30 protein-coding genes are annotated in these 26,470 nt (G+C 38.2%); 23 read left to right on the forward strand and 7 right to left on the reverse strand.

What is annotated here, in order from left to right:
• Positions 1 to 7 precede the first annotated feature (7 nt).
• Positions 8 to 1,549, forward strand: a complete 1,542-nt coding sequence (gene dacB / locus M3175_RS12695) for a D-alanyl-D-alanine carboxypeptidase/D-alanyl-D-alanine endopeptidase (RefSeq protein WP_251519500.1) — start codon at positions 8 to 10, stop codon at positions 1,547 to 1,549.
• A 26-nt stretch (positions 1,550 to 1,575) separates the two neighbouring features.
• Here dacB and M3175_RS12700 read toward each other — a convergent pair whose 3' ends face one another.
• A complete protein-coding gene (locus tag M3175_RS12700; protein ID WP_251519501.1) occupies positions 1,576 to 2,010 on the reverse strand; it encodes a hypothetical protein in 435 nt (144 codons plus the stop codon).
• A 78-nt stretch (positions 2,011 to 2,088) separates the two neighbouring features.
• Here M3175_RS12700 and M3175_RS12705 point away from each other — a divergent pair, with 78 nt between their 5' ends.
• From M3175_RS12705 to M3175_RS12760, 12 genes are all read left to right on the forward strand, one after another.
• Positions 2,089 to 2,382: a putative quinol monooxygenase gene (locus tag M3175_RS12705; protein WP_251519502.1), complete on the forward strand. Its 294-nt coding sequence runs from the start codon at positions 2,089 to 2,091 to the stop codon at positions 2,380 to 2,382.
• An 85-nt stretch (positions 2,383 to 2,467) separates the two neighbouring features.
• The gene (locus tag M3175_RS12710) at positions 2,468 to 3,382 is read left to right on the forward strand and encodes a CBASS cGAMP-activated phospholipase (RefSeq protein ID WP_251519503.1); all 915 of its coding nucleotides are present in this window, start codon (positions 2,468 to 2,470) and stop codon (positions 3,380 to 3,382) included.
• 97 nt (positions 3,383 to 3,479) lie between these two features.
• Positions 3,480 to 4,235, forward strand: a complete 756-nt coding sequence (locus tag M3175_RS12715) for an exodeoxyribonuclease III (protein ID WP_251519504.1) — start codon at positions 3,480 to 3,482, stop codon at positions 4,233 to 4,235.
• Positions 4,236 to 4,271: 36 nt separating this feature from the next.
• Complete coding sequence (locus tag M3175_RS12720) at positions 4,272 to 4,844, forward strand: branched-chain amino acid aminotransferase (protein WP_251519505.1); 573 nt, start codon at positions 4,272 to 4,274, stop codon at positions 4,842 to 4,844.
• Positions 4,845 to 4,915: 71 nt separating this feature from the next.
• Positions 4,916 to 5,830 (forward strand): DUF1002 domain-containing protein, encoded by a 915-nt coding sequence (locus M3175_RS12725; protein ID WP_251519506.1) that lies wholly within the window; start codon positions 4,916 to 4,918, stop codon positions 5,828 to 5,830.
• Positions 5,831 to 5,996: 166 nt separating this feature from the next.
• The gene (locus M3175_RS12730) at positions 5,997 to 6,716 is read left to right on the forward strand and encodes a DsbA family oxidoreductase (RefSeq protein WP_251519507.1); all 720 of its coding nucleotides are present in this window, start codon (positions 5,997 to 5,999) and stop codon (positions 6,714 to 6,716) included.
• A gap of 24 nt (positions 6,717 to 6,740) precedes the next feature.
• Positions 6,741 to 7,265, forward strand: a complete 525-nt coding sequence (locus M3175_RS12735) for a type 1 glutamine amidotransferase domain-containing protein (RefSeq protein WP_251519508.1) — start codon at positions 6,741 to 6,743, stop codon at positions 7,263 to 7,265.
• A gap of 95 nt (positions 7,266 to 7,360) precedes the next feature.
• Positions 7,361 to 7,870 (forward strand): LURP-one-related family protein, encoded by a 510-nt coding sequence (locus M3175_RS12740; protein ID WP_251519509.1) that lies wholly within the window; start codon positions 7,361 to 7,363, stop codon positions 7,868 to 7,870.
• Positions 7,871 to 7,975: 105 nt separating this feature from the next.
• Positions 7,976 to 9,106 carry a sensor histidine kinase gene (locus M3175_RS12745; protein ID WP_251519510.1) on the forward strand — a complete coding sequence of 377 codons (1,131 nt, stop codon included), beginning with the start codon at positions 7,976 to 7,978 and terminating at the stop codon, positions 9,104 to 9,106.
• A complete protein-coding gene (locus tag M3175_RS12750; RefSeq protein ID WP_251519511.1) occupies positions 9,103 to 9,702 on the forward strand; it encodes a response regulator transcription factor in 600 nt (199 codons plus the stop codon). Before M3175_RS12745 ends, M3175_RS12750 begins: the two co-directional genes overlap by 4 nt.
• Before the next feature lie 142 nt (positions 9,703 to 9,844).
• A complete protein-coding gene (locus tag M3175_RS12755; protein WP_251519512.1) occupies positions 9,845 to 10,039 on the forward strand; it encodes a hypothetical protein in 195 nt (64 codons plus the stop codon).
• A 169-nt stretch (positions 10,040 to 10,208) separates the two neighbouring features.
• Positions 10,209 to 10,706, forward strand: a complete 498-nt coding sequence (locus M3175_RS12760; RefSeq protein ID WP_251519514.1) for a spore coat protein — start codon at positions 10,209 to 10,211, stop codon at positions 10,704 to 10,706.
• A 47-nt stretch (positions 10,707 to 10,753) separates the two neighbouring features.
• Here M3175_RS12760 and M3175_RS12765 read toward each other — a convergent pair whose 3' ends face one another.
• A complete protein-coding gene (locus M3175_RS12765; protein WP_251519515.1) occupies positions 10,754 to 12,313 on the reverse strand; it encodes a LysM peptidoglycan-binding domain-containing protein in 1,560 nt (519 codons plus the stop codon).
• An 86-nt stretch (positions 12,314 to 12,399) separates the two neighbouring features.
• Positions 12,400 to 14,280, reverse strand: a complete 1,881-nt coding sequence (gene shc / locus M3175_RS12770) for a squalene--hopene cyclase (RefSeq protein WP_251519516.1) — start codon at positions 14,278 to 14,280, stop codon at positions 12,400 to 12,402.
• Positions 14,281 to 14,617: 337 nt separating this feature from the next.
• Between shc and hutH the strand changes: the two genes are divergently transcribed.
• From hutH to hutG, 4 genes are all read left to right on the forward strand, one after another.
• Positions 14,618 to 16,111 carry a histidine ammonia-lyase gene (gene hutH, locus M3175_RS12775; RefSeq protein ID WP_251519517.1) on the forward strand — a complete coding sequence of 498 codons (1,494 nt, stop codon included), beginning with the start codon at positions 14,618 to 14,620 and terminating at the stop codon, positions 16,109 to 16,111.
• An 84-nt stretch (positions 16,112 to 16,195) separates the two neighbouring features.
• Complete coding sequence (gene hutU / locus M3175_RS12780; RefSeq protein WP_251519518.1) at positions 16,196 to 17,866, forward strand: urocanate hydratase; 1,671 nt, start codon at positions 16,196 to 16,198, stop codon at positions 17,864 to 17,866.
• A gap of 24 nt (positions 17,867 to 17,890) precedes the next feature.
• A complete protein-coding gene (hutI, locus tag M3175_RS12785; protein WP_251519519.1) occupies positions 17,891 to 19,144 on the forward strand; it encodes an imidazolonepropionase in 1,254 nt (417 codons plus the stop codon).
• Positions 19,134 to 20,081, forward strand: a complete 948-nt coding sequence (gene hutG, locus M3175_RS12790; RefSeq protein WP_251519520.1) for a formimidoylglutamase — start codon at positions 19,134 to 19,136, stop codon at positions 20,079 to 20,081. The genes hutI and hutG overlap by 11 nt, the downstream gene beginning before the upstream one ends.
• A gap of 51 nt (positions 20,082 to 20,132) precedes the next feature.
• On the opposite strand, the gene M3175_RS12795 is transcribed toward hutG, so the two are convergent.
• Positions 20,133 to 21,131: an LLM class flavin-dependent oxidoreductase gene (locus M3175_RS12795; RefSeq protein ID WP_251519522.1), complete on the reverse strand. Its 999-nt coding sequence runs from the start codon at positions 21,129 to 21,131 to the stop codon at positions 20,133 to 20,135.
• A gap of 132 nt (positions 21,132 to 21,263) precedes the next feature.
• Between M3175_RS12795 and M3175_RS12800 the strand changes: the two genes are divergently transcribed.
• Together M3175_RS12800 and M3175_RS12805 are read left to right on the forward strand one after the other, a co-directional pair.
• A complete protein-coding gene (locus tag M3175_RS12800) occupies positions 21,264 to 22,262 on the forward strand; it encodes a glycosyltransferase (RefSeq protein ID WP_251519523.1) in 999 nt (332 codons plus the stop codon).
• 85 nt (positions 22,263 to 22,347) lie between these two features.
• Positions 22,348 to 22,521: an asparagine synthase gene (locus M3175_RS12805; RefSeq protein WP_251519524.1), complete on the forward strand. Its 174-nt coding sequence runs from the start codon at positions 22,348 to 22,350 to the stop codon at positions 22,519 to 22,521.
• A 106-nt stretch (positions 22,522 to 22,627) separates the two neighbouring features.
• On the opposite strand, the gene M3175_RS12810 is transcribed toward M3175_RS12805, so the two are convergent.
• Positions 22,628 to 22,798 (reverse strand): SE1832 family protein, encoded by a 171-nt coding sequence (locus M3175_RS12810; protein ID WP_251519525.1) that lies wholly within the window; start codon positions 22,796 to 22,798, stop codon positions 22,628 to 22,630.
• An 88-nt stretch (positions 22,799 to 22,886) separates the two neighbouring features.
• Between M3175_RS12810 and M3175_RS12815 the strand changes: the two genes are divergently transcribed.
• Positions 22,887 to 23,072, forward strand: a complete 186-nt coding sequence (locus tag M3175_RS12815; protein ID WP_251519526.1) for a hypothetical protein — start codon at positions 22,887 to 22,889, stop codon at positions 23,070 to 23,072.
• Between the two features lie 31 nt (positions 23,073 to 23,103).
• Here the strand turns inward: M3175_RS12815 and M3175_RS12820 are convergent, their stop codons facing one another.
• Entirely contained in the window at positions 23,104 to 23,364 is a 261-nt protein-coding gene (locus M3175_RS12820; protein ID WP_371321687.1) for a hypothetical protein, read from the reverse strand.
• 53 nt (positions 23,365 to 23,417) lie between these two features.
• Here M3175_RS12820 and M3175_RS12825 point away from each other — a divergent pair, with 53 nt between their 5' ends.
• Entirely contained in the window at positions 23,418 to 24,677 is a 1,260-nt protein-coding gene (locus tag M3175_RS12825; protein WP_251519527.1) for an erythromycin esterase family protein, read from the forward strand.
• Between the two features lie 41 nt (positions 24,678 to 24,718).
• Here M3175_RS12825 and M3175_RS12830 read toward each other — a convergent pair whose 3' ends face one another.
• Complete coding sequence (locus tag M3175_RS12830) at positions 24,719 to 24,964, reverse strand: YkuS family protein (protein ID WP_251519528.1); 246 nt, start codon at positions 24,962 to 24,964, stop codon at positions 24,719 to 24,721.
• A 197-nt stretch (positions 24,965 to 25,161) separates the two neighbouring features.
• On the opposite strand from M3175_RS12830, the gene M3175_RS24915 reads away from it, so the two are divergent.
• Entirely contained in the window at positions 25,162 to 25,290 is a 129-nt protein-coding gene (locus tag M3175_RS24915) for a hypothetical protein (protein ID WP_276131112.1), read from the forward strand.
• A gap of 198 nt (positions 25,291 to 25,488) precedes the next feature.
• Positions 25,489 to 26,325, forward strand: coding sequence for a rhamnulose-1-phosphate aldolase (gene rhaD, locus M3175_RS12835; protein ID WP_251519529.1), 837 nt, complete (start codon positions 25,489 to 25,491; stop codon positions 26,323 to 26,325).
• The last annotated feature ends 145 nt before the right edge of the window (positions 26,326 to 26,470 follow it).

A 26,470-nucleotide genomic window follows, 5' to 3' on the forward strand; every position in this document is an offset into this window, starting at 1 on the left:
TACATAGATGGATTCTCTACAACATATATTAGTAGGACTGAAACGATTGAATAAAGGAGCAGAGATATTGGCCCGGTATAAAATTACAGTCATCGTCTTAAGTCTACTATGTATATGGTTTTTACCTGCTCTCACTGCTACTGCTCCCCATGTAAAAGCAAATACTCAAGGCTCTGTTCTTAGTCAGCAATTAGATTCGTTTATTAATGGAGAGCCACTTTTTGCGGGAGCAATGGTAGGTGTGAGTATTAGAGACCAACAAACTGGTGAATTAGTTTATGATCATCTCGGATCAACAAGACTTCGTCCCGCTTCCAATTTAAAGTTATTCACGGCGGCTAGCGCCTTGGAAGTGCTTGGAGAAAACTATACCTTCTCTACTAAGCTGTTTGTAAATGGATCGATTGAAAAAGGAGTGCTAAAGGGAGATGTAATTTTACAGGGGGGTGGGGACCCTACCCTACAAAAAGCTGATTTACAAGCTTTTGCTCAAAGCCTCAAGAAGATCGGAATTAAAAGAATTGGCTTACAAATCCTCGGAGACGATACAAGGTATGATGATATTCGTTATTCCATTGATATGCCTTGGAGCGATGAAGAAGCCTATTATGGCGCAGAAATATCTGCATTAACTTTATCGCCTGATCAGGATTATGATGCGGGGACAGTAGCAATAGAAGTAACACCAGCTAAAAAGGTAGGAGAAAAAGTAAGCTTTACAATGAAGCCAGAAAATACATATGTTCAGGTTGTAAATGAAGCAGTGACTAGCGCAAAAGATAGTAAGGAGGACCTTACGTTTTCTAGGGATCACTCTACAAATACGATTACGATTTCTGGTCAAATTCCTCAAGGTGCTACAAGTGAAACTGAGTGGATAGCGGTTTTCCATGCTAGTAAGTTTGTTGTACATCTTTTTGAAGAGGAATTAAAAAAAATTGGTATTAAAGTGGATAAAGGATACCGCCTAGGAGTTACACCAAGTAATGCGCGTCTAATCAACGAGCACAAATCGATATTATTAAAAGATTTATTACTTCCGTTTATGAAGCTTAGCAATAATGTCCACGGTGAGCTATTGATGAAGGAAATGGGGAAGGTTATTAAAGGAAGGGGTAGTTTTGAAGCAGGATTAGCTGTGATGAATGAGAAGCTAACACCATTTGGAATAAACTTTGTCAACCAAGTGATAAGAGATGGTTCAGGGATCTCTCATGTAAATTTAGTACAGCCGAACGAACTCACCAAGCTGTTGTTCTCCATTCAATCAAAGAGCTGGTTTCCAAGCTATTATCGTGCCTTGCCAGTAGCTGGAGCAAAGGAAAAACTGGTAGGTGGAACATTACGATATCGGATGAAGCAAGAACCTTTAGAAGGGAATGTTGTGGCAAAAACCGGAACGTTAACGACAGTAAGTTCCATTTCCGGTTATGTAAAAACGAGATCAAGTGGCAACTTAATATTTTCTATCCTAATAAACAATGTAATGGATGAAGAAAAAGCCAAACAAGTAGAAGACCGAATGATAGCGATATTAGCGAATCAATAAAGAACCTAGGGATGTAACCCTAGGTTCTATTGCTTTTCTTTGAGTTGATACTTCAATAACTTTATTAGCTTCTCTGTTGGAGCTTTGAACGTGTAAAAGTGAGGGTGGTTTTCGTCATCCCAAATGAGGATATATGGATCTTCCTCCTCAAATGAGAAAATAACCACAGCTTCATTGACATAATCATTGAACCATTCATTTTTTAACGTGATGGGTGGATCTAGAGGTATTTTTACCATCACACCTTTTTTTGGAAGAGGATCTAGATTTTTGTACACGCCTGAAATACTTTTAATGATCTTTTCTGTTTCCTTTTGAATATCAGACGTTGCAGGACTCTCCTGAACCACTTTTCCTTCTTCGATATCAAAAATTTCAACAGGCTTTTGTTCGGCAAAACTAGCATATGGGGCTAAAAGGAAAAATACGAAACAAATAACTAGAGTTTTTATTTTCATCATATATCACCTCATAGCTATTATTCCCAATTTAACCGAAATTTTGCTAAAATATAATCAGTTGAAAAGGAGGCATTCATGATGAATATTATTCATGCACATTTAAAAATAAAGCCAGAAAAACGTGAAGAATTTTTGGAAGTGGTTAAGCCGTTAGTAGAGGGTTCACAAGCGGAAGAGGGAAATATCCGTTATGAACTATATGAGTTAACCACGGATATTAATACTTTTGTCGTATTAGAGGAATGGAAGGACATGGACGCGATAAAGTTTCATAATGAAACTTCGCATTATAAAGACTGGGGTAAGGTAAGCCCAACCTATCTTGCGGCTCCACCTGTTGTGTCTGTTTTTGAAGCAACTAAAAAAAATTAATCATTCATAACGAAAAAACAATCATGTAAATGGTTGTTTTTTTTCTCTTTGGGGAAGTTAAGAAGAATGGAGGAAAGGTGAAAACATGAAGATGTTATGTATTGATGGTGGAGGAATTCGTGGGGTTTTTGCAGTTGCCATTCTACAGGAATTAGAAAAGGATATAGGAATGAGCATTCGAGATTCCATTGACCTTGTTGCAGGTACAAGTACAGGCTCAATCATAGCTGCTTCCATTGCTGTAAAAAGGGAAATGGGTGAACTCCTCGAGGGGTACCGTCACTATGGAAGAAAAATTTTTAAACGAAAAGCAAGAATCGGCTTGTTTCGCAGTATTTATAGTGATCGTGATCTCCGTCGCTTTATACAAAAAGCATTTAAGGAGCAATCGCTTGCTGAGGTAGGTATTCCACTTTTAATTCCTGCAGTCAATGTAACCGAGGGGAAACCATATGTTCATCGATCGCATGATGCCATTCATGAGAAAGGCGAAAATGATCACATAAAGCTCTGGGATGCTGTACTATCCTCATGCTCTGCTCCAATCTATTTTCCACCTAACAATATAAATAATGAAGTCATTACCATTGATGGGGGTCTATGGGCAAACAATCCGTCGCTAGTATGTATTACGGAAGCGATGAACCATTACGAATTAGAAATGGAACAAATAAAAATATTATCGATTGGACTTGGTCAACAAAAAATCAATTTTAATTCTAAAAAATCTCATTTATGGGGGATTAAGCACTGGATGCCTCTTCGGTTACATACGATGACCTTTACACCAAAGCTCTTGGACCTTGCCCTTCATTTATCCTCGGAATCGATCTCGTATCAGTGTCGACATTTACTTGGAGAAAACTACTTACGATTAAATACGGATTTAGGCAAAGAAGTTCCTTTTGATGAGGTAGAGACAATTGAATGGCTAATCGAGTTAGGCAGACAAGTATATAAAGAGAAAAAGCAGGAAATTATGCAGTTTTTACAAACGTAATAATGAGGATGCGGAAACGTGCATCCTTTTTCATTTTGGACAGACATGATAAATTATAGTAAAATGAGGCTCAGATTTAGATAGAGGAGAAATATAGATGAAGTTTATATCTTGGAATGTGAATGGTTTAAGAGCTTGTGTAAAAAAAGGCTTTTTAGACTATTTTCATGAAATGAATGCAGATTTTTTTTCGTTACAAGAAACGAAGCTGCAAGAAGGTCAAATTGATTTACAGTTAGAAGGTTATTATCAATTTTGGAATTACGCAGAGAAAAAGGGATATTCAGGGACAGCCATCTTTACAAAACATAAACCACTCTCCGTTTCATATGGTGTGGGTGAACATGAATCTCAATCAGAGGGGCGAATTATTACCCTTGAATATGAAAATTTCTACCTAGTAAATGTGTATACACCAAATTCACAACGTGATTTAGCTAGATTGCCTCTCCGTTTGCAATGGGAGGATAAATTATCTGAATACTTAACTCAACTAGATAAGAAAAAACCAGTCATCTATTGTGGGGATTTAAATGTGGCCCATGAAGAGATTGATTTAAAAAATCCAAAAAGCAATATCGGAAACTCTGGTTTTACATCGGAAGAAAGAGGTAAAATGTCCAACCTGCTAAGTTCTGGCTTTGTGGACTCTTTCCGCTATTTATATCCAGAACAAAAAGATACGTACACTTGGTGGTCATATATGAGCAAGGTCCGAGAAAGGAACATCGGATGGCGTATTGATTATTTCATTTTATCAAATAGTATTGCTCCGAAATTAATAGACTCACAGATTCATTGCGATGTAATGGGAAGTGACCACTGCCCAGTATGCATTGAAGTGAGTTTGTAAAAACTGAAGATAGCAATTACTTAGGAGGATTCTCTCATGTTAAAAGAATCAATACAGAATTTAATGAAAAATCAAAGCAAGGTTGAATTATATCCAGAGGAATACGATTTTGTCATAAACAGTGGATTAACCAACGCTGATACGGAAATTGTCAAAATAGGCGGGGAATCTAGGTTTCTTGATGCATATATGGAACGCTCAAATAAGGAAACGGAAGAATTTCTGGGAGAGGAAAATGCGAACTTCTTAAATGAGCCGATTACGTATTTTAAGGAACATATGAATGAGTTTCTATATATGGAATCGAAATGGTTTACGTTGATTGGCATCGATGCCATTTCCTTTGAAGTTGATGACTTATTTAAGACCTACGATGTGATGCTCGGTCTTAAAATTCAAAAGAAATATTCCTCTCAGCTTAGGGATTACTTTTCACAACACTCAAGTGATTCTGAAGAGCCAGTAGACTTAATGTTCGATGCGCAAGAAGGTATTTGGAATATTAATTTTTCCCTACATACACTTCCCGGTTTTCGTGAGGATATGACCGTTGCGGAGGCTTACCAACTGGTTTACTCATTTATCTTCTCATTTGTTCAAAGAATTTAATTTATGAAATATTAATTACTCAAGAACATAGGATAGAGAGTACATGCTTAACACTATTAGGAGGAAAGAAAATGAAGTTGTTAAAATGGATTTGTATGGTTGCCCTAGCTTTTGTAGTGATCAGTTCAAATCAATTGGTTTATGCCTCAACGAATTCAAATGACGAAGAAAGTATTAATGAAAAATTTGGTCTTCCAATTGTTGTATATGGTGCAGCCTTGTCCGACAGTCAAAAAGCAGAGGTAAGAGACCTGCTCGGGGTAAAGGATACAAGTAAAGTAACTGAAATTACGGTAACAGGTCAAGACCTTGTTTATTATATTGACGGAGATAAAAACTCAAATATGTACTCCTCCGCAAAAATCACTCGTAAGGAAAAAGGGGAAGGACTGGTTATTAACCAAGTTACACCAGAGAACATTACAGAAGTAACGAGTGAAATGTATGCCAATGCTTTATTAACTGCAGGGATTGAGGATGCAGTTGTAGATGTAGCATCTCCGGTTAAGGTAAGTGGACACTCCGCTCTAGTTGGTATGTATAAAGCATACGACGAGGGTGAAGGGACAGAGCTGAATCAAGAGCGTACAGAAGTAGCGAATGAAGAATTAACGCTAGCAACAGATTTAGCCAAAAAGGAAGGGCTCGATGAAGATAAGGTAAGTGAGCTGCTAACTGAAATAAAGAAAGAAATTGCTGAACAAAAACCAGCAACAAAGGAAGAATTGGAGCAATTGATTGACGAAAAGCTCCAAACTTTAAATGTTCAATTAAGTGAAGAAGATCGTCAGCTATTAATTGACCTTTTTGAAAAAATGCGTAATCTTAATATTAATTTTGAAAATGTTCAATCACAGTTAGAAGATCTATCAAAGGATATCCAAAATCGTATTGAGAACGCAATTAGTGAAAACAAAGGATTTCTGGACACTATTGCCAATTTTTTTAAGTCGTTTATCGATAGTTTGAAGAGTTTGTTTTCATAAATTAGGGATCCCGCTGTATAGCGGGATTTTTTCATGTGAGCAGAATGATTTACAGCGTAATATAAGGAGGGGTACAATTAACAAATCATATATGCGTTTAATAACTTGTTGTTGTTGCACACTATGGTTCATATGCAAGTAAATTATTTTTGTAGGTGGGGTTTCTATGAAGATTGAAGTATGGTCAGATTTTGTTTGTCCATTTTGTTATATTGGAAAAAGAAGACTAGAGGAAGCAATTAATCAATTTGAACATAAAGACCAAATAGAGGTAGAGTTTAAAGCATTCGAATTGGATCCTAATTCGCCGATGGAGCCTACAATGAAGATTCATGAGGCATTGGCAAAGAAATACGGGATGAGTGTGGAGGAAGCAAAACGAGCAAATGAAAATATGGCGAAACAAGCGGCTACTGTCGGATTACAATTTCGTTTTGACGAAATGATGCCTAGTAATACCTTTGATGCTCACCGCTTAGCTAAGTACGCCAAAACGGTAGGAAAAGAAAAGGAACTTACCGAAAAGCTTTTGTATGCTTATTTTACAGAGAACAAGCTGTTATCTAAAAAAGAGTTATTAGTAGAAATTGCTGAAAGTGTGGGTATTAATAGAGCGGAAGCAATGACAGTGTTAGACGACAACACACTTTATGCGAATGATGTTCGAATCGATGAGACAATCGCACAGCAATACAAAATAACTGGTGTACCATTCTTTGTAGTAAATAATAAATATGGAATTTCCGGAGCACAGCCTTTGGAAACCTTTAAAAACGCGCTAGAAAAGGTTTGGGAAGAGGAGAACACAAATAGTCGACTTCAAAATCTGTCTTCCGATGATGCGGGAGTATGTACAGATGATTCTTGTGAGATCCCGGAGAAGTAAGATATCCAAAAGGAGTGAGAAGGTTTGAAGTTAGTAGGAAAAAAAATCATCCAGCTAGTTAGCCATGACTTTGAGGATTTAGAATTATGGTACCCTGTTCTGCGACTTCGTGAAGAAGGGGCAGTCGTTGATATTGTAGGAGAAAAAGCAGGAGAAACGTATATAGGAAAATATGGAGTTCCTATTAAATCTGATTTTGCCTTTACAGATATTAACTCAGAAGATTACGATGCCATTCTTGTACCAGGTGGATGGTCACCTGACTTATTAAGAAGATTTGAAAGTATTCTTTCCATGGTTCGTTCCATGGATCAGGCAGAAAAGCCGATAGGCCAAATCTGTCACGCCGGTTGGGTATTGATTTCTGCAAAAATCTTATCAGGTAGAAAAGTAACAAGTACTCCAGGGATTAAAGATGATATGATCAATGCGGGAGCTGAGTGGTTAGACGTTCCAGTTATCGTCGATGGACATATTATCTCAAGTCGCCGTCCACCAGATTTACCTGACTATATGAGAGAATTTATAGCAGTTTTAGCTAATAAGTAGTCACCACTCATTTGAGTGGTTTTTTAATGCTGTGAATCTTTTTAAACATTGCCCCGTATATAAGATAAGTTAACAGTAAGTTAGGGGGAGTTTCGGTGAACCAAAAGAAACTGTACTTTTCCGATTCTTTTTTTTCTACAGGAAAGACGGATATTTTAACGGAAGAGGAAGAAAAGATTGGAGAGATTGATCTTAAAAGTATGTTTTCATCATCTGTAGATATATTGAATGGAAAACAGGAAGTTCTAGTTAGTGCTAAGTTTCCAATGCTAGGTATTCATTGGAGAGTATTAGATAGTGAAGGTACTGAGTTAGGGAAATTAAAGGAGAAATTTGCTTTCTTCTCAAAAAAATATTCCTATGAAGCATATGATCGAGACCTTTTTTTAATTGATTCGGAATTGTTTTCAAAGGAATATGTGATTAAGCGAGAGGCAGATGAATTGGTAATTGCGACTTTTAAGAAAGTAAGTGGTATTTTTTCATCCGCAGCTTACGAATTAGACAATCACTCTAATACGTTAACATCACCAGAATTAATAGCTGTAATTATGGGGGTAAACGCGATACAAAAGCGTAATAACTCTTCAAATGCTTCAACCTAATCTAAAGTCAATTACAAAGGTTGCTAATTATAGGCAACCTTCTTTTCATTTTTAAAAGATGTGATACTATATAGAAAAAGCTGGTAAGAAAATGAGGTTTGAATCGTGTTTAAAAAACCAATATCAAAAAGAAATTGGGGTATTTCGCCCTATATTTGGAGCGTTATCAGTATACTTCCTTTTTATTTTATCTTTCAATCATCATCCACGCCTGAAATTGTTGCAGGAATCATACTAACTGTTATATTTTTTATTACCTTACGATTTGCGTTCTTATCAAAACGTTGGCCAGTCTACTTATGGACGATTATTTTAATTAGTATTTCTATTACAATGGCTATTCTCTTTTCGTTTGTATATTTTGCATTTTACATAGCGTATTACAACGGAAATATTAAAAAACGTGTTGCCTTTATGACTATATACGTAATCCATCTTGTCGCAACCACATTTGCGATTAATTACAATGTGGTTCTACAAGATCCTCAGTTTATAAAACAGCTACCTTTTGTCATTATCATCTGGATAAGTGTTATTTTATTACCTTTTAATATATATAATCGTAAAAAGCAGGAGGTACTAGAAGAAAAGTTAGAGGATGCAAACAAACGGATTGCCGAATTGGTGAAACAGGAGGAAAGACAACGTATTGCTCGCGATTTACATGATACTTTGGGACAAAAGCTTTCACTCATCGGTTTAAAAAGTGACTTAGCTCGAAGATTGATTATAAAGGATCCTGAACAGGCCAAACATGAGTTAAGGGATGTGCAGCAGACAGCAAGAACTGCGTTAAATGAGGTTCGTCAATTAGTATCACAAATGAGAGGAATTCGGCTAGATGAAGAAATTGTTCTCGTTAGACAAATATTAAAGGCGGCTGATATTGAGTTAATCTATAGTCAAGAAAAACCAGTTTCTCATGTTTCATTATTTCTTGAAAACATTTTAAGCATGTGTATTAAGGAAGCCATAACAAATGTCGTTAAGCACAGTCAGGCAAATGTAGTTCAACTGACGATAAAACAATCCTCAAAAGACATAACGATCATCGTACAAGACGATGGAATAGGTCTTTGGCAAAAGCAGAACCAAACATCAGGACATGGGTTAATTGGGATGAGAGAACGTCTTGATTTTGTTAATGGAAGTCTAAAAATTATCGGTGATGGTGGAACCAAACTAATTATGAAGGTGCCTCTTGTCCAGGTCGCAAAGGAGGAAAATTCTATATGATCAAAATCGTTATTGCAGAAGACCAGCGAATGCTGTTAGGAGCGTTAGGTTCTCTTCTGAGCCTAGAAGACGATATGGAAGTGATTGGGAAGGCGAATAATGGAAACGAAGCTGTTTCCCTTGTGAAACAAATCCAGCCGGATGTATGTATTATGGATATTGAAATGCCAGAAAAGACAGGGCTTGAAGCGGCTGAAGAACTAAAGGGTGGAAACTGTAAAGTAATTATTCTAACGACATTTGCGCGTTCAGGCTATTTCCAGCGTGCCTTAAAAGCGGGTGTAAGAGGGTATCTCTTAAAGGATAGTCCAAGTGAAGAATTGGCAAGCTCAATAAGAAGTATTGTAGCTGGCAAGCGAATTTATGCACCTGAACTAATGGACGATCTTTATACAGAGGAAAATCCTTTAACAGAAAGAGAACGTGAGGTTCTTGAGCTAGTTGCTGACGGAAGGAATACGAAGGAGATCGCTGAGCAGTTAAATATCAAAACTGGAACGGTTAGAAATTACATATCAGCGATACTGGAGAAACTTGAAGTTACAAACAGAATTGAAGCCATTACACAATCTAAAGAAAAAGGCTGGTTTAAGTAAGAACACTTATACATGCCCACCTGACCTACCATAGGAGAAATTTCTATGGTTTTTATTTTTTCAATAAAAATGGGTCATATACCCTTAACACATCGAGAAGTATCGTGACATAACCTATATTAAAAAGGTAGGAGGGATTTAAATGAGTAATAAAGAAGAGTTTGAAAAAATCTCAAAACAAAGTATGGATTTATTAATTAATGCTACGTTAAAAAGACACGGCATAAACCTTAATACAAAGCCACAGCTTTCAGATGAAGATAGAGCAGAGTTAAGAAGTCTAATTGAAGGCCTTAAGCAAAACGTTGAGTCTCTTACTAATATTACAAAAAAGTAATCGTAAAAGTGGTTGTGACAAGCAACCACTTTTTCTAGTTTTTTACCTAAAAAAATGACTAGTCTATAGTCCATTTTTTTATAAATATAGTCTTTTGCCCTGCCAGACCGGGTCAAACTTACATATACCAATAGTGTAATAACTAAATTCAATAAGGAGGAAATCATATATGAGTTCAAGAGTATGGAAAGGCGAAACACCAGTACTTGCTGACAACAGAGGCGGATACGCATACGCACCTCAAAAATTTAATGCATTAGATCCTAATTGTGCACATCCTTGGGACTTCTGCTCAGGTGATGAAACACAAGAAGCGGATCAAACAACTAAAAGCGTGCAAGCATCATTTGAGTCTATCGTAATCAAAGATTCTTGTGATGTTGAAGTAATCACTACTGACACGCAAGCAGCCATCAACCTACAAGTTGCTCTTCAAGCGGCTATTCAACTAGTCATTAGTATCTCAATTGCTAGTAGCGACCAAGCTGAAGTATTAACTCAAGAATTAACGCAAAAACTAATTAATAAGCAGGTTAATCGTCAACAAACGTATATCGAAAACTCTCGTGGTGTAAAAGTAACAACTACTGATACAGATTTAGCTGTTAACGTACAAGTGCTTCTACAAGTTCTATTAGCTCTAGTTGCTAGATTAGACATCCTATAATCATGAGAAAAAACAAGGAGCTCATTAATAGCTCCTTGTTTCTTTATTTATCTCACTCCAGCAGCCTTTTCGACTTGGGCTTGGTGAGAAGGATCCGTTTTGCCATCTACATGCCTTGTACTGTCAGAAAAATACACATCAAAATGTCCAGTTATTCCATTATCCATAATGTATTCACGTTCATGGGGATAAAAGCTCATACTAGCTGCTAATTTTCTGCCATCCACTTCAACAATAACCGCACGTGCTGTCCATGAATAGCCTCCCCATATGGTTTTTGCGGTATTTGTATCGCTGACAGTTAGCGTTTCACAATCGGCATGATTTGCACCAATCGTCCGTTTAATTGTAAATGATTTTCCTGTAGCAAGATCTGTTACCTTAGCTACCTTCCCAATTGTAAATACATATTGGGCTTCCGTCCACCAATTTAATAATTCACCATGATTCGGACTGACGGTCTCTTTTACAGGTATTTTATGAACGGGTATTCGTAACTCTTGACCGATCGAGAGCATACTTGAGGTGGTTAACCCATTTGCTTGTAAAAGTTCTGCCTGTGGAATTCCATATTTTATACTCAGGCTCCAAATCGAATCACCAGCTTGCACTTTATGTGTGGTAAAGCTAACTGTGCTAATCGGAGTGGAAACAGCTTTATCACTAATTTGTAACACTTGACCAATTCGTAATACATCACTGACTAATTGATTTCGAGATCTTAGTTCATCAACTGTTAAACCAAACTTTAATGCGATTGAATATAGACTATCCCCACTAACCACTGTATAAGTGTCAGGGAGCGATGGGGTAGTTGTTGTCGGTCCTGGAGTTGTAGCTACCGATTGTGTTGAAGGAATCGTTAATATTTGTCCTAAGCTCAAAACGTCACTTGACAGTTGATTATGCTTTTTTAGTGCATCCACCGTAGTATTATATTTTTTGGCGAGACTGTAGAGTGTATCTCCAGCAACAACTGTATGGGTGACACTAGTAGGAGTAGCTGTGGTTTCCGCAACAGCAGGTGTTTGGGGTATTTCTAGAATAGCTGGAATAATCAGTTTTTGATTTATAGATAATGTAGTGGATGACATTTGATTGGCTTCTTTAATGCTATCAACAGTTGTATTGTATTTCTTCGATAAACTATATAGCGTATCTCCAGCTTGGACTGTATGTATTGCTTTTGGTATAACAAGCTTTTGTCCGATAGTTAATGTATCAGAGGATAGTTTATTAGCTGATTTAATAAGATCCACAGAGGTCGCAAATTTTTTGCTTAATCCCCACAATGTATCACCAGGGGACACGGAGTAAAAGACGTTTGAATTTGTTTGCTGAATAGCCGTATTAGCAAAAGCGCGATCAGCTGCGACTGGCAAGGTGCTCATTACAAATCCACCTAACACAACCTTGACCACTGTAATCTTGATCGAAGGATAACGATTTTTTATTAAAAGAGTTGCTTGCTTCATAATATCAGAGCGGATGGATGACTTTATGCCAAGTTCCTGTGAAAACTCAGTTAAAGTATCGTCTAAGTAAAGAATGAGTTCATATGCTCCGCTATGATTTTGGAGTAACTTATGCCTGATAAAAGTGTCCATTCAAATACCTCCTAGTTAGACTACCTAGGAGGTATTTTCCACAGTAAAAAATTTGTTATGCATAAATGGTCATTTTCACTTGAATTCTATAAATATTTTCGTTGATAATTGCTAATGGTGACAAGTGGCCAAATGTAGTTATAGCTATGATAATGAATATAAAAACCACCAGGCAAACCGGCCCCTGTTGGATACTCGATCGTCCAATTTGTTTTTTCGAATGAGGATAAGAGGAATTCCATTCCAGTCTCTAATTCTTTAGTTGGTTTTTCATAATAATAAATTAGTGCATCTAGAGCCCACGCGGTTTGTGATGGGGTACTAGCATAAAGGGGCGTATATTTCATCTTCATGTCACTTGAGCAGGATTCACCCCAGCCGCCATTATTGTTTTGAATCGAATTCAGCCAATTTATCGCTCGTTTAATTGTTGGATCAGATCGGCTAACCCCGCAAGCTAATAATCCGGTAACGGCAGCCCATGTACCGTAAATATAGCAAATTCCCCATCGGCCGTACCATGAACCATCCTCAAGTTGATGCTTCTTAAGCCAATTAATTCCTTTTTTAATTGTGGATGAATTTCTTTCGATGTTCGTGTATTCTCCAAGAAAATGAAGTGTCCTACCAGTTAAATCAGCAGTGGATGGGTCAAATAGAACACGATCCTCGTATCTGAAAGGAATAAAGGAGAGCCACTTGTTCGTGATATTTTTTTCAAATGCAGCCCAACCACCGTCCTTGTTCTGCATAGAAGTTACCCAGTTTACTCCTTTTTCCCAAACGGTTGAAGGAATTTTTTTTGAAATGGTGGAAGGTGAAAGTGCACGTAATACAGCAGTCGTATCATCTATATCTGGAACCATCGTGTTGATTGGAGAAAATCCCCAACCACCCGGTGGAGTGTCTGGACAATTTATCCTCCAATCACCAAAGGTAGTGTGTTGGTGGTTTATTAAGTATTGTGTGGAGCTTGCTATCATTGGATCCGAATCCTTTACACCTGCGATATGCAAGGCATTACTTATTAGGGCAGTATCCCAAACGGTGGATGGTGAGTTTTCAATATAATAGAGGTCTTTTTCTTCAAAAAGAAAAGATTTCATCCCCTCAATGGCATTTTTAATCAGGGGATGTTCTTTTTTGTATCCGAGTGCTATTAGGGAGTAAACCATAAAAAAAGTAGAACTAAAATAGCTATATAATGTACCATTTGATTCTATTCTTTCAAGCATGTAAGCTTCACCTTTATGAAAAGATTCTTCACGCATTTGTCCAGGTATTTCTGCTAGTTTTATAGCTTCTGATTTAATTTTTGAGATTAATTTTATTGAGCGGTTATCAATTTGCGAATGATCTTCTTCTCTAACAATATTCAAGTCTTCTAAAGAAGGACGTTGAGGGTGAACATTCTTAAAGTTTTTATTTGAACAAATGATAATCGGAACCCAGTGAGCTCTAGCGTAACCAACGATCTCAAACATGGAAATGGGTGACCAACTCGGTAAAAGCATGATTTCTATAGGAATGAGTTTAATAATGGTTGGCCAGGGGATTTGCCCTGTAATAGCTAACATGGATTTTGTTAACCACTCCGATTTTTGAAGTCCCCCATTTTTGATAATAAAAGACTTTGCCCTTTGTAGAACCTCCGAATCCTTTGGTAAGTAACCTGAATAAAGGAGTGCAAAATAACATTCAATCGTATTAGATAAGTTTCCGAATCTTTCATCATAATAAAGTTTCCATGAGCCATTGTTTTCTTGTTTTCTACATATCTCATGCACCAATCGTTTAATGAGCATCTCCTCTGATTGGATGTTCAATGAACGTAACAAAATAATCATATATGCATTTGTCATTAAACTTCCTTCAAAACAAAACTTCCACGAACCATCTCTTCTCTGCTTATCTCTCAAGCTTTCAATTAAATGATCTTTCGCCTTCTTTAACTTTTCACTTCTCATTAGCACCACACCTCTTATTCGAGATTGTCAGTTAAAAATATGAGCATTGATAAGAAAACATACGGTTTGAAGGGAAAGAACTTTTTTACATAATAACAAATGATATTTTAAAATAATTTTTAATAAGAGCAAATTACTTATAAGTTGGTTTTTCCCTTTTATTTAAACCTACTCTGTCCCTTTACCAAAGCAGTAAACTACCATTCTAATATACTAAAATTTACCAATTTTTCATTGACCTATCTAAAAACATACACTTACAATAGAATTACAAAAACTTTCAGAATATATTATTTGAATGTTAGTCACTTAAAGAGGTGAAGTTGGAGGGAGAATCATGAAGGTTGTGTTAACAGGTCAATCCTTAACCCTTTCGCAAGTTAAGGATATTTGCTATCGGTTTGCAACGGTAGAAATAGAAGAAGCAAGTATGAGGAAAGTTGAGGAATCTCGATACTCTGTTGAGGAAATTGTATCAAAAAAGAAAACGATCTATGGGATTACTACCGGCTTTGGGAAATTTAGTGATGTCATGATTGCGGAAAAAGATGTGAATGATTTGCAGTTAAATTTAATCCGCTCTCACGCGTGTGGAGTGGGTGATCCATTTCCAGAAGTTGTCTCACGTGCAATGGTGCTCCTGCGTTTAAATGCTCTTCTTAAAGGGTTCTCAGGAGTAAGGGTAGAGATAATCAAACAGCTCCAAACTCTGTTAAATGAGCGGATACATCCGGTTGTGCCTCAGCAGGGCTCGTTAGGCGCATCTGGAGACCTTGCTCCTTTATCACATTTAGCACTCGTGCTTATAGGTGAAGGACAAGTGCATTTTGAAGGTGAAATATTTGAAGCGAGCGTCGTACTTAAAGAAAGAGGAATTAAACCTATTTCATTAAAGGCAAAGGAAGGATTGGCCCTAATTAATGGAACACAAGCAATGACTGCGCAAGGCGTCATTAATTGGATTGAATCAATGAGATTGTTTTACCAAAGTGAAGTCATTGCAGCGATGACAATTGAAGGTTTAGAAGGAATTATTGATGCCTTTCATCCTGCGATTCATGAAGCGCGTGGATATGTACAACAAACAGAAGTTGCTGGGAGAATGTGTGAGCTGCTTAAAGAAAGTAAGCTTATAACAAGTCAAGGCGAAAAGAGAGTTCAAGACGCGTATTCTTTACGATGCATTCCTCAGGTACATGGTGCGACGTTACAAGCATTAGATTATGTAAAGGAAAAGCTCGAAATTGAAATGAATGCAGCAACCGATAATCCACTTATATTTAATAACGGCCAAATGGTCATTTCAGGTGGGAACTTCCACGGTCAACCGATAGCGTTCGCTATGGATTTTATGAAAATTGCCATGGCTGAACTCGCCAATATATCAGAACGTCGAATTGAACGGCTCGTCAACCCGGGATTAAATGACCTCCCACCGTTTTTAAGTCCCCAACCAGGATTACAGTCAGGAGCAATGATCATGCAGTATTGTGCGGCTTCTCTTGTTTCTGAGAATAAGACTCTAGCACATCCAGCAAGTGTAGACTCTATCCCATCATCAGCTAACCAAGAAGACCACGTAAGCATGGGAACCATCGCCTCAAGGCACGCTTATATGATCATCCAAAATGTACGTCGTGTCCTAGCAATCGAATGCATATGTGCCCTTCAAGCTGTTCAATACCGCGGGATTGAAAAAATGGCCCCAGCTACTCTAGCTTTTTATAAAGAAGCAAGAAAAATCGTACCATCTATTGATAGTGATCGAGTATATTCGAAAGATATTGAAAAGATGGCTGCCTGGTTGAAGGAAAAGGAGTTTGGTTATTAGACGGGATTTCCTAGTACGAAGCGAATTGCTGCATTATCTTAACAGGACCACAACTACTGATTCAAAAGAAGGAGGATATGTTCAATGAATGCAAACCAAAATCGTGTTGTTATAGCCAAACGAGGAAATCAAATGGAGTGTAAGGGCTGGGAACAGGAAGCCGCACTTCGCATGCTTTGTAATAATTTAGATCCTGATGTGGCGGAAAAACCGGAGGATCTTGTCGTTTACGGTGGAATTGGGAAAGCTGCTCGAAACTGGGAGGCATTTGACGCAATCGTTGAAACGTTAAAAAGGCTTGAAAATGATGAAACGTTGCTCATTCAATCAGGGAAACCTGTAGCCGTTTTCAAAACGCATGCTGCTGCACCTCGTGTTCTTTTATCTAATTCGGTCATTGTTCCGAAGTGGGCAAACTGGGAACATTTTCATGAGTTGGATCAAAAGGGACTCATGATGTATGGACAAATGACAGCAGGCAGCTGGATTTACATCGGAACGCAAGGCATTTTACAGGGGACGTATGAAACATTTGCAGAGTTAGCAAGACAGCATTTCGGTGGTTCCTTACAAGGAACCATCACTTTAACTGCTGGTTTGGGTGGAATGGGTGGTGCGCAACCTTTGGCGGTCACGATGAATCGAGGAGTTTGTATCGCGGTTGAGGTCGATGTAGAGCGGGTGCAAAAGAGAATCAAGACAAAATATTGTGACCGAGTCACACACTCTGTTGATGAGGCAATTGCCTGGGCGCAGGAGGCAAAGGTAAATGGATTACCACTTTCCATTGCACTCGTTGGTAACGCTGCAGATATTCATCACGAACTGTTACAAAAAAAGATTCCTATAGACATTGTGACAGATCAAACATCCGCTCATGATCCTCTAAATGGTTATATTCCAAGTGGTCTCTCACTTGAAAAAGCTCAAATACTTCGAAATCAAGATCCTAGTAAATATATAAGTTTGTCCAAAAATTCCATGATGGTTCATGTTCAAGCGATGCTTGAGTTTCAACGAAGTGGTTCCATCACGTTTGATTACGGTAATAATATTCGGCAGGTGGCGTTTGATGAAGGAGAGAAAAACGCATTTAATTTTCCAGGCTTTGTTCCTGCTTTTATTCGACCGTTGTTTTGTGAAGGAAAAGGTCCGTTTCGCTGGGTAGCTTTATCAGGGGATCCCAATGATATTTACCGTACCGATCAGTTAATCAGAGAGCTTTTTCCTGAAAATGAACCATTGCAAAGATGGATCACCATGGCTCAAGAAAAGGTGAGCTTCCAAGGGCTTCCGTCTCGTATTTGCTGGTTAGGATATGGTGAACGAGTGAAAATGGGTCTTGCGATTAATGAGTTGGTAAAAAAAGGTGAGTTAAAAGCGCCTATTGTAATTGGACGTGATCATTTAGATTGTGGCTCAGTGGCTTCTCCAAACAGGGAGACAGAAGCAATGAAGGATGGTAGTGATACAGTTGGTGATTGGGCTATTTTAAATGCATTAATCAATGTGGCAGCAGGTGGATCTTGGATTTCTGTTCATCATGGAGGTGGTGTTGGCATGGGCTATTCCCTGCATGCAGGAATGGTAGTTGTAGCTGACGGGACAAAACTTGCACAGGAAAGATTACAACGCGTATTAACAACGGATCCAGGTATGGGGATTGTCCGCCATGCTGACGCTGGATATGAAAAAGCGTTAGAAGTGGCAAAAGAAAAAGGCGTGGATATTCCGATGCTCCGTAATAAAAATTGATATTTTGAGAGAAAGGTGATTCTGATGTACGATTTGCTTTTATTTAATATTGGTCAGCTGCTTCTGCCTGCTTCTTCATCTCACCCACTAAAGGGTGAGGAAATGAAGCATCTCCATGTTATTGAAAAAGCAGCGCTTGCGGTAAAAGATGGAAGGGTTGCTTGGATAGGTCAAACGGTTAAAGGGGAGAGGCTAGAAGCTTTGTCTTATCTTGACGTTCAGGGGAAAGTGATATCTCCTGGTTTAGTAGATCCACATACGCATTTCGTATTTGCAGGATCACGTGAACATGAATTGGCACTAAAACAGGCGGGCGTTCCTTATCTAGATATACTAGCCTCTGGAGGTGGAATTCTATCAACCGTCAAATCCACAAAAAATAGTTCAGAAGACGAATTGCTAACAAAGTCTTCTTTTCATTTAGAGAGAATGATTTCATATGGAGTAACAACAGTGGAAGGAAAAAGTGGTTATGGTCTCGATCGCGAAACGGAGCTAAAGCAGCTACGGGTAATGAAAAAGCTACAGGAAAAGTATCCCATACAAATGGTGTCTACATTTCTTGGTCCTCATGCAATCCCGCCAGCATTTAAGGGAGAAAGTGATCAATTTTTAGAAGAGATGATTTCTTTGTTAAAGGAGATTAAAGAGCAGTCACTTGCTGAGTATGTAGATATTTTTTGTGAAACAGGGGTTTTCACTGTCGAGCAATCTAAGCGTTTTTTAGAAGCAGGGAAGAAGCTTGGTTTCGGAATGAAAATTCATGCAGATGAAATTGATCCGCTTGGTGGCACAGAGTTAGCGGTCACATTAGGAGCAACGAGTGCTGACCATTTAGTGGCAGCTTCTGAAGAGGGAATAAAACAGCTTTCCACTAGTAATACGGTAGCGGTGCTATTACCAGGCACTACGTTTTATCTGGGAAAAGAGCATTATGCAAAGGCAAGGAAAATGATCGACGGTGGTGCAGCTGTGGCATTGGCAACCGACTTTAATCCAGGAAGCTGTGTAACTGAGAATCTCCAAATGATTATGTCTTTAGCGGCATTAAAGCTCAACATGTCCGCAGAGGAGATTTGGAATGCCGTTACGATAAATGCAGCCATTGCTATTGGAAAAGAGGATGTGGCTGGGACGCTTAGAATTGGTGCACAGGCTGATTTTGTTATATGGGATATTCCTAATTATCAATATCTTCCTTACCATTTTGGTGTGAATCATGCAAACTCCGTGTTTGTTGCAGGGAAAAGATTCGGAGGATTGAATCATGAGCTTTGAGTATTTAACGTTTGGGCAGGAAGCGGTCTTTCAAGATCGACATGTGACAAAGGTTTCCGAAACCATATCGCCATTTAGTAAAGGTGAAAAAGGAGAAATTGGCATCATCGGTCTCCCACTCTCAAAAACATCCATTTCTCTTTCGCAGGCAGCGGAGGCACCGCAAAAAATTCGCTCTCATTTTAAAAGCTTTACTACCTATTCTGCTGAAGCAGACAAGGACTTTCATGATATGAAAATTCTAGACTTTGGTGATTGTCTGACACATCCAACTGATTTAATGGAGTCGACAGAGCGGTTATATAAAAGTGTGTCAGATATGCTTGAAGTGAATGCGTGTGAACGTTATATGATCCTAGGGGGGGACCATGGAGTGAGTTTTCCCTCGATTCGTGCCTTTTCTGAAAAGCTTGGCCGAGTAGGTGTCATTCAATGGGATGCTCATCATGACGTACGAAACTTTGATGATGGCGGGAAAACAAATGGTACTCCCTTTCGTAGCTTAATAGAAGGTGGATATCTTAAGGGAGATCACCTTGTTCAACTTGGAATCAGAGATTTTTCCAATGCAAAGGTTTATCGTGAATATACAAGAGAAAAAGGGATACATGTCTACACGATGGCTGATATAGAAAAAATAGGATTGGCTTCTATTTTAATAACTGAATTGACACGTTTAGAGAAAGAAGTAGATTATCTATATTTGTCTGTTGATATGGATGTTGTGGATCAAGCCTTTGCTCCTGGCTGCCCAGCCATCGGTCCTGGGGGTCTTACGAGTAGAGAGTTACTATCTTCTATTGAAATAGCTTCTGCTCATCAGAAGGTAAAGGCTATGGATATAGTTGAAGTTGATCCATCTAAGGATATTCGTGATATGACAACAAGACTTGCTGCCTATACGATGCTGAAGTTTATGTATGGTAAGATTAGGTAAGGTATTTAATAGTTGAAAGGAGTAGCTTTTTGAAAAGCTGCTCCTTTTGATTTATTTTCTTAAAGCATCTGCGACAATCTCGTATGATTTCAATCTTGCTTCATGGTCAAAAATTTGCGTATGAATCATCAATTCGTCTGCTTGTGTATCATGTAAAAAGTCCTCGAGCTTTGCTTTTACCGTGTCTCGGTCCCCGACAATTGGTTCACCAAACTGTTGCAGTAGATTTGCCTTTTCATATGGACTCCAAAGCTCATCCATATTATCAACAGGCGGTGGAAGCTGACCAGGGTTACCTCTAATGAGATTAAGAAATTGTTGTTGCATGCTCGTTGCTAGTTTTTTCGCTTCTTCATTCGTATTTGCTGCAACGACATTTGCCGCAACCATTGCGTATGGTTTGTCTAACACGTCAGATGGACGGAAATGTTGGCGGTACAATTGCAAAGCAGGTAGAGTGTATAAAGGTGAAAAATGGCTAGCAAAGGCAAAAGGCAGCCCTAGTTGTCCGGCAAGCTGGGCACTAAACCCGCTTGAACCAAGTAGCCAAATAGGAACGGTTTGACCTTCACCTGGAAAGGCACGTACCCTTTTATCATCACTAGGTATGAAGTAGGATTGTAATTCATCTAGTTGCTCCGGAAAATCGTTTCCATCACTTCTTCGGTCTCTTCTTAATGCATGGGCCGTTATTTGGTCGGTTCCAGGAGCACGGCCAAGTCCTAAATCAATTCGGCCTGGAAACAAAGCTTCAAGTGTTCCAAACTGTTCTGCAATAACAAGGGGAGCATGGTTAGGAAGCATAATTCCACCCGAACCAACACGGATTGTTGACGTATGGCCTGCCACATGAGAGATAACGACAGAGGTAGCTGCACTTGCTATCCCCGGCATATTATGATGCTCTGCAAGCCAATAGCGGTGATAACCTAAAGATTCGACGTGTTGAGCAAGAGCGGCAGAATTTCTCAACGCTTGTGAAGCAGATCCTCCTTGTACAATGGGAACTAAATCCAATACAGAAAGAGGAATATTTTTATTTTCAATCATACCTATCATCTTCTTTCGTTTTCCTAAATAATGAACAGTTGTATTTTAGCAAGTAATTGCTTGTAATCAAAATATTTTGCTTCATAAATATGTTAAAATCATTTTATTGATTATGTATTGGGGTTGACATATATGACAAAAGTCGGATTAGTTATGAGAAAGATACAGTTTAGCGAGGCACAAGGCCCTCGAATATTTGCAGAGCGTTTAAAAGCAATCTCAAGTGAGCTTGGAGTAGAAATTGTATTTATCTCTCCTGAAAGACATGTAAGTGGATACGATTGGCTTCCAGGATTTGAACATGAAAAAGGAGACCTTGTCAATTATGATATCGTCTTAGACCAAATCTATTCTCAAAAAATAGACCATGTGATTTACACGGTCTCTGGTTTTACTTTTTTAAATATGTTCTTAAAGAATAGTGTTTTATTTCCACATAGCTTTCCAGATCCTGCTTTAACAGGTTATGAAATGATGAAGCCGTTTTACTCCATTGTGGACAAGGCTATTGTTCAAACTGAATTTTTAAAAGGTGAAATGGCCAGAAATTACGGTGTTCACGATGTGACTGTCATCCCGATTGGTTTTAATGAGGAGATGGCAACTAAGTATTATGACCCTTCCCAAGTCGTTAACAATCGTCTCCTTTGGATTGGAAGAGATGAAGAAAACAGGCGTCCAGATCTAGTGATTGAATATGCGAAACAAAATCCTCAAACGGAGGTGTTCATGGTTTTTGGAGGCGAGCGTTATAGGGAAAGTATGAAAAAATATGACATCCCTTCGAACGTGAAACTACAATTTGCACTTTCACAAGATGAAGTTTTTACCTTAATGAATTCTTCCAAAGTCTATTGGAGCAGCTCAAAGTTTGACACATTTGCCATGCCGCTAACAGAGGCACTAGCGATGGGGAAGATTGTTGTCAAACCTGAACATCCTTGTTACAACCATATTAGTGCACCACATTCTTTTGCTGGTAATGAGAAAAATTGGTTTGAGCTAGTAAATATGGCATTAAGTTCTCCTATTCAAACATCAAGCGTCAATCGTGACTATGCGTTTAGTGCATTTTCAAGTACTGTAATGAAAAAGGGATATGAGAAATTTTTCGAGGGTTGGATCAAATAAAGAAGCTAGCATAACAACCAATCTTAGGAGCACAATAAGGAGGGTGTTAGTTCACCCAAAAACGATGTGTGGAGGGATTCAAGCGATGAATATACGCGAAGGGTTAATTCCAACTGCATTAGGTTCTGCTGTGACTGCCACTGGATATGCACTGAAACAAAAACGTGGAACCAACAAAATGGTTGCGAATACGGTTTTTGGATTCGGCTTAGCACATGTCGTTTTAGGGGTCATTGACCTAGTCCAACACCGTCGTTAAAAGAAACGAGCAGCGAATGCTGCTCGTTTTTCGTTTGAAGGTTAACAGTAATTATATTATGTAAACTAAAAAACAAAGTGGCTTAGAGAATGAGCCACTTTGTTTTTTAGTTTTCTATTGAATGATAGTAGGCCAATTCTTTCTCAATTTCCTGCAGCTTTCCTTCTAGTTTTTCAACAGATTGATTAAATGATTCAAGCTTTTCAATATCATTTTGAATTTGTACATATTCCACTTTTAGCTCTGTAATCTTTTGTTCAATTTCTTGATTTGTCATCCTTTCACACCACTTTCAATTTTTTTATGCATAGTTTTAGTGTAGCGCAGAAAGCTAAAATGTACAAAAAAGTAAGGAGGTATGAAAAATGAGTGACTGGAATGAACAAGCCGCACCAAACAATAATCTTTCTCCTAAAACCATTCGTACATCAAACCTTGTTAGGCAGAAGGGTTCAAACACAGATGAATTTTCAGAAGAGCTAGCAGATGGGGGAGAGAGAGACGATCTAATTAACAAGCAATTAAAAAGTCACCAGCCAGGTATGGGCTGATCTGTTCGTAAAAGCACCCTTTGGGGTGCTTTTATAAGTTTTCATTTTGCTGTTTAATTTCATCTCCAGTAATGATTTGGTTTGCTACTTCTTGATTTTTGTGCTCATCAACCGAATCACCAGGAATATTTTTTAAATTAGGAAAATCGCCGCCATTTTGGATGGTTACTTGATTTTGCTTGGCTGCATTGGTTAAGTATTCGTTATTTTTTTTCACCATATCATCTCCTTTTTCATAGGCTTTGACAAATTTCACTTGTTTATGCCCATAGTGTTCTGCAGGAATTTCCATGCTTTGTTCATCCTCTGTTTGGAAAAAATAAAGCTCATGATAGGAGGGGACATATGCGTATTTATGACAAGAGAATTAAAGATATACAAAATCATTCTGTTCGTTTTGACACCTATGATGATTTATCTGAAATTGTTGAGGTAGCTGGGGAAGCCGATTTTGTTTTATTAGGGGAAGCTACCCACGGTACAAGTGAATTCTATAAAATTCGAGCTGAACTCACAAAGAAATTAATAGTAGAAAAAGGCTTTTCCTTTGTTGCTGTTGAGGGAGATTGGCCATCTTGTTTTACGGTCAATGAGTATGCTAAGGGCTATCGAGGTGGAGTAGCAAAAGATGCATTTTCTCATTTTGACCGCTGGCCAACATGGATGTGGGCAAATGAAGAAGTCTTGGATTTTATCGCTTGGTTAAAGCAATATAACGAAAGGACTCATTCGCAAGTTGGTTTTTATGGAATTGATGTGTACAGTCTTTGGGAGTCGATGGATGAAATCATTTACCAGCTTGAAAAAGTGTCACCTTCTATGGTTGAATCTGCGAAAAAAGCTTTCGAATGTTTTGAACCATTTAACCGTAAAGTAGAAGACTATGCGGTGTCTGCCGCTTTTTATGGGGAAGGTTGTACAGAGGAAGTATTAAATGTATTAGTAACCCTTCAACAAAATAAGCACAAATATGATGGGAATAACGAACAAGGATTAAATATCGACATAAACAGTTTGGTGATGTTAAATGCAGAGCGATATTATCGGGCCATGGCTAAAAGGGGTCCAGATGACTGGAATATACGTGATGGCCATATGGTAACTGCAATAGAAAAAATCATAGCATCTTATCAAAAAAAGGCGAAATGTGTGGTGTGGGAACATAATACCCATATAGGAGATGCTCGTGCGACTGACATGGCGGAGGAAGGGGTAGTAAATGTAGGCCAATTGTTACGAGAGAAGTACGGAAATAGTGTGTATGCGGTTGGGTTCGGTACCCATCGTGGAACGGTAATTGCGGCTCGTGAATGGGGTGGAAAGGTTGAGGAGCTTCCGGTACCCAATGCTAGAAAGGGAAGCTGGGAGTACATTGTCCACGAAGCAGGATCTTATAATAAATACTTTTTGTTTGATGACCAAAACAGAGCGTTGTTTAATGATGTCATTGGACATCGTGCAATCGGTGTAGTATATAACCCTGAAGTAGAGCATCTAGGAAATTATGTACCAACTAGAGTTTCTGACCGATACGATTGTTTTATTCATGTAGATGAAACAAATGCCTTATCCCCATTATTTACAAAGCAATCTGTTAAAATATAAAATCGGTTGGGTTATCCCAACCGATTTCTATTATTTACTGCTTATCTTCCCATTCTTTGTTCAACCTGACGGCATACCTCATCAGCAGAAAGACCGTTTGCTTCGATCACTGGCCCTTGAATGCTAGTATCAGACATTCCCATAACATTTGAGTCTATACCTGTAACAACGCAACATTCACAGCCTTGAACATCAGATTCTTGCTTAAGCTCAACAACATCGTAACCCTTTTCACGAAGGGCACTAGTGATATTCGATAATGATTCTTCAACTCCAACTCTTGGCATATGTACCACCTCCTCCAACTCTAAGTTTCCCGATTTATTCCTGTTTAATTCCATCTTTTGTGTCATAAATTTTGATGGTCAACTGTCCATGTTGGTGCAAATTCCTATCAGACAGAATACAAATCAAATTAATAAGATTCTTGGGTAATCACATAATAAAACGGTCATGTGTTATTTCATAATCTGGAGGGGAAATCATGAGCAAAACAGAAGAATTGAAACAGGAATTGCAGGTCTTGACGGGTCGGCGTGAACGCATGCAGAAGAATCTCTATGAAGTGGAAAAACGTATTAATGAGATTGTTAAGGAATTAAAAAAATACTAAACGGAGTGGGAGTTAGCTTACTAACCTTCACGGTGTAAATTCTTACTTGATTGTTTTTGTATGGGTTTTTGACAGAGTTATGAACAAAACAGAAATAAACAAATATAATTTATTTTGTTTTGTTGATTTAATTTTTGTTTGAGTTTATTATAATGGTATAAACAAACGAAAACAAAAAAAGGGAATCAGGTGAGTATATTGAATAAAGATATTTTACAATCTAAATTTGTGAAGGAAATGAAAGAGGCGACAGCTAACTTATACCGTCTAGGTTGGGACGAAAGAAATGGTGGGAACATTAGTTATTTGTTAACAACGGAAGAAGTATATCCTTACCTAGAAGGAAATAAAAAGCTCCGTACTATACCAATGAATTTTGATGCTTCTTCTTTGGCTGGGAGATATTTTATCGTAACTGGATCAGGGAAATATTTTAAAAACGTAACGAATGATCCGGATGTTAATCTTGGATTAATCCGAATCACTGAGGATGGACGACATTATGATATTCTATGGGGCTTTGAAGACGGAGGCATAGCAACAAGTGAATTACCAACACACTTGATGAACCATATGAAACGCTTAGCTGTAGACCCAAATCACCGTGTAATCATGCACTGCCATGCGACTCATTTGTTAGCTATGACTTTTACTCACAGTCTAAATGAAAAAGACTTTACAAAAACTCTCTGGGAAATGTGTACAGAATGTATCGTTGTTTTTCCAGATGGTGTGTCTATTATCCCTTGGATGGTACCTGGAACAGATGCAATAGGTAAGGAGACAGCTGTGAAAATGGAAAATGCAAGACTTGTACTTTGGCCTCATCATGGAGTATTTGGGGCAGGAACGACAATTGACGAAACATTCGGATTAATTGAAACCGCTGAAAAAGCGGCTGAAGTATATACAATCGTTTGTTCACAAGGCGGTAAGAAACAAACAATATCTGATGAACAACTACAAACTTTAGCTGATGCATTTAATGTAGTTCCTAGAGAAGGGATATTGGAGCTAACAAATGTAAGCAAATAGTTGAAAAATTAAAGAACCCTTTGTCAGGTTTAAACCTGTCGAATGGTTCTTTTTTTATCTCACCAGAAAGAAATTTTTTCCTATACTTTTTATAGGACTTTTATACTAAAATGGATATATCACTAAAAAATACAAATGATTGTTT

Source organism: Robertmurraya korlensis (assembly GCF_023715225.1).
Classification (GTDB): domain Bacteria; phylum Bacillota; class Bacilli; order Bacillales; family Cytobacillaceae; genus Robertmurraya_A.

What these genes read in the sequence shown, in the direction of transcription:
- dacB (WP_251519500.1), top strand. Translation starts at nt 8, where the DNA reads ATGGATTCTCTACAACATATATTAGTAGGACTGAAACGATTGAATAAA.
- M3175_RS12700 (WP_251519501.1), bottom strand. Translation starts at nt 2,010, where the DNA reads ATGATGAAAATAAAAACTCTAGTTATTTGTTTCGTATTTTTCCTTTTA.
- M3175_RS12705 (WP_251519502.1), top strand. Translation starts at nt 2,089, where the DNA reads ATGAATATTATTCATGCACATTTAAAAATAAAGCCAGAAAAACGTGAA.
- M3175_RS12710 (WP_251519503.1), top strand. Translation starts at nt 2,468, where the DNA reads ATGAAGATGTTATGTATTGATGGTGGAGGAATTCGTGGGGTTTTTGCA.
- M3175_RS12715 (WP_251519504.1), top strand. Translation starts at nt 3,480, where the DNA reads ATGAAGTTTATATCTTGGAATGTGAATGGTTTAAGAGCTTGTGTAAAA.
- M3175_RS12720 (WP_251519505.1), top strand. Translation starts at nt 4,272, where the DNA reads ATGTTAAAAGAATCAATACAGAATTTAATGAAAAATCAAAGCAAGGTT.
- M3175_RS12725 (WP_251519506.1), top strand. Translation starts at nt 4,916, where the DNA reads ATGAAGTTGTTAAAATGGATTTGTATGGTTGCCCTAGCTTTTGTAGTG.
- M3175_RS12730 (WP_251519507.1), top strand. Translation starts at nt 5,997, where the DNA reads ATGAAGATTGAAGTATGGTCAGATTTTGTTTGTCCATTTTGTTATATT.
- M3175_RS12750 (WP_251519511.1), top strand. Translation starts at nt 9,103, where the DNA reads ATGATCAAAATCGTTATTGCAGAAGACCAGCGAATGCTGTTAGGAGCG.
- M3175_RS12755 (WP_251519512.1), top strand. Translation starts at nt 9,845, where the DNA reads ATGAGTAATAAAGAAGAGTTTGAAAAAATCTCAAAACAAAGTATGGAT.
- M3175_RS12760 (WP_251519514.1), top strand. Translation starts at nt 10,209, where the DNA reads ATGAGTTCAAGAGTATGGAAAGGCGAAACACCAGTACTTGCTGACAAC.
- M3175_RS12765 (WP_251519515.1), bottom strand. Translation starts at nt 12,313, where the DNA reads ATGGACACTTTTATCAGGCATAAGTTACTCCAAAATCATAGCGGAGCA.
- shc (WP_251519516.1), bottom strand. Translation starts at nt 14,280, where the DNA reads ATGAGAAGTGAAAAGTTAAAGAAGGCGAAAGATCATTTAATTGAAAGC.
- hutH (WP_251519517.1), top strand. Translation starts at nt 14,618, where the DNA reads ATGAAGGTTGTGTTAACAGGTCAATCCTTAACCCTTTCGCAAGTTAAG.
- hutU (WP_251519518.1), top strand. Translation starts at nt 16,196, where the DNA reads ATGAATGCAAACCAAAATCGTGTTGTTATAGCCAAACGAGGAAATCAA.
- hutI (WP_251519519.1), top strand. Translation starts at nt 17,891, where the DNA reads ATGTACGATTTGCTTTTATTTAATATTGGTCAGCTGCTTCTGCCTGCT.
- hutG (WP_251519520.1), top strand. Translation starts at nt 19,134, where the DNA reads ATGAGCTTTGAGTATTTAACGTTTGGGCAGGAAGCGGTCTTTCAAGAT.
- M3175_RS12795 (WP_251519522.1), bottom strand. Translation starts at nt 21,131, where the DNA reads ATGATTGAAAATAAAAATATTCCTCTTTCTGTATTGGATTTAGTTCCC.
- M3175_RS12800 (WP_251519523.1), top strand. Translation starts at nt 21,264, where the DNA reads ATGACAAAAGTCGGATTAGTTATGAGAAAGATACAGTTTAGCGAGGCA.
- M3175_RS12805 (WP_251519524.1), top strand. Translation starts at nt 22,348, where the DNA reads ATGAATATACGCGAAGGGTTAATTCCAACTGCATTAGGTTCTGCTGTG.
- M3175_RS12810 (WP_251519525.1), bottom strand. Translation starts at nt 22,798, where the DNA reads ATGACAAATCAAGAAATTGAACAAAAGATTACAGAGCTAAAAGTGGAA.
- M3175_RS12815 (WP_251519526.1), top strand. Translation starts at nt 22,887, where the DNA reads ATGAGTGACTGGAATGAACAAGCCGCACCAAACAATAATCTTTCTCCT.
- M3175_RS12820 (WP_371321687.1), bottom strand. Translation starts at nt 23,364, where the DNA reads ATGGAAATTCCTGCAGAACACTATGGGCATAAACAAGTGAAATTTGTC.
- M3175_RS12825 (WP_251519527.1), top strand. Translation starts at nt 23,418, where the DNA reads ATGCGTATTTATGACAAGAGAATTAAAGATATACAAAATCATTCTGTT.
- M3175_RS12830 (WP_251519528.1), bottom strand. Translation starts at nt 24,964, where the DNA reads ATGCCAAGAGTTGGAGTTGAAGAATCATTATCGAATATCACTAGTGCC.
- M3175_RS24915 (WP_276131112.1), top strand. Translation starts at nt 25,162, where the DNA reads ATGAGCAAAACAGAAGAATTGAAACAGGAATTGCAGGTCTTGACGGGT.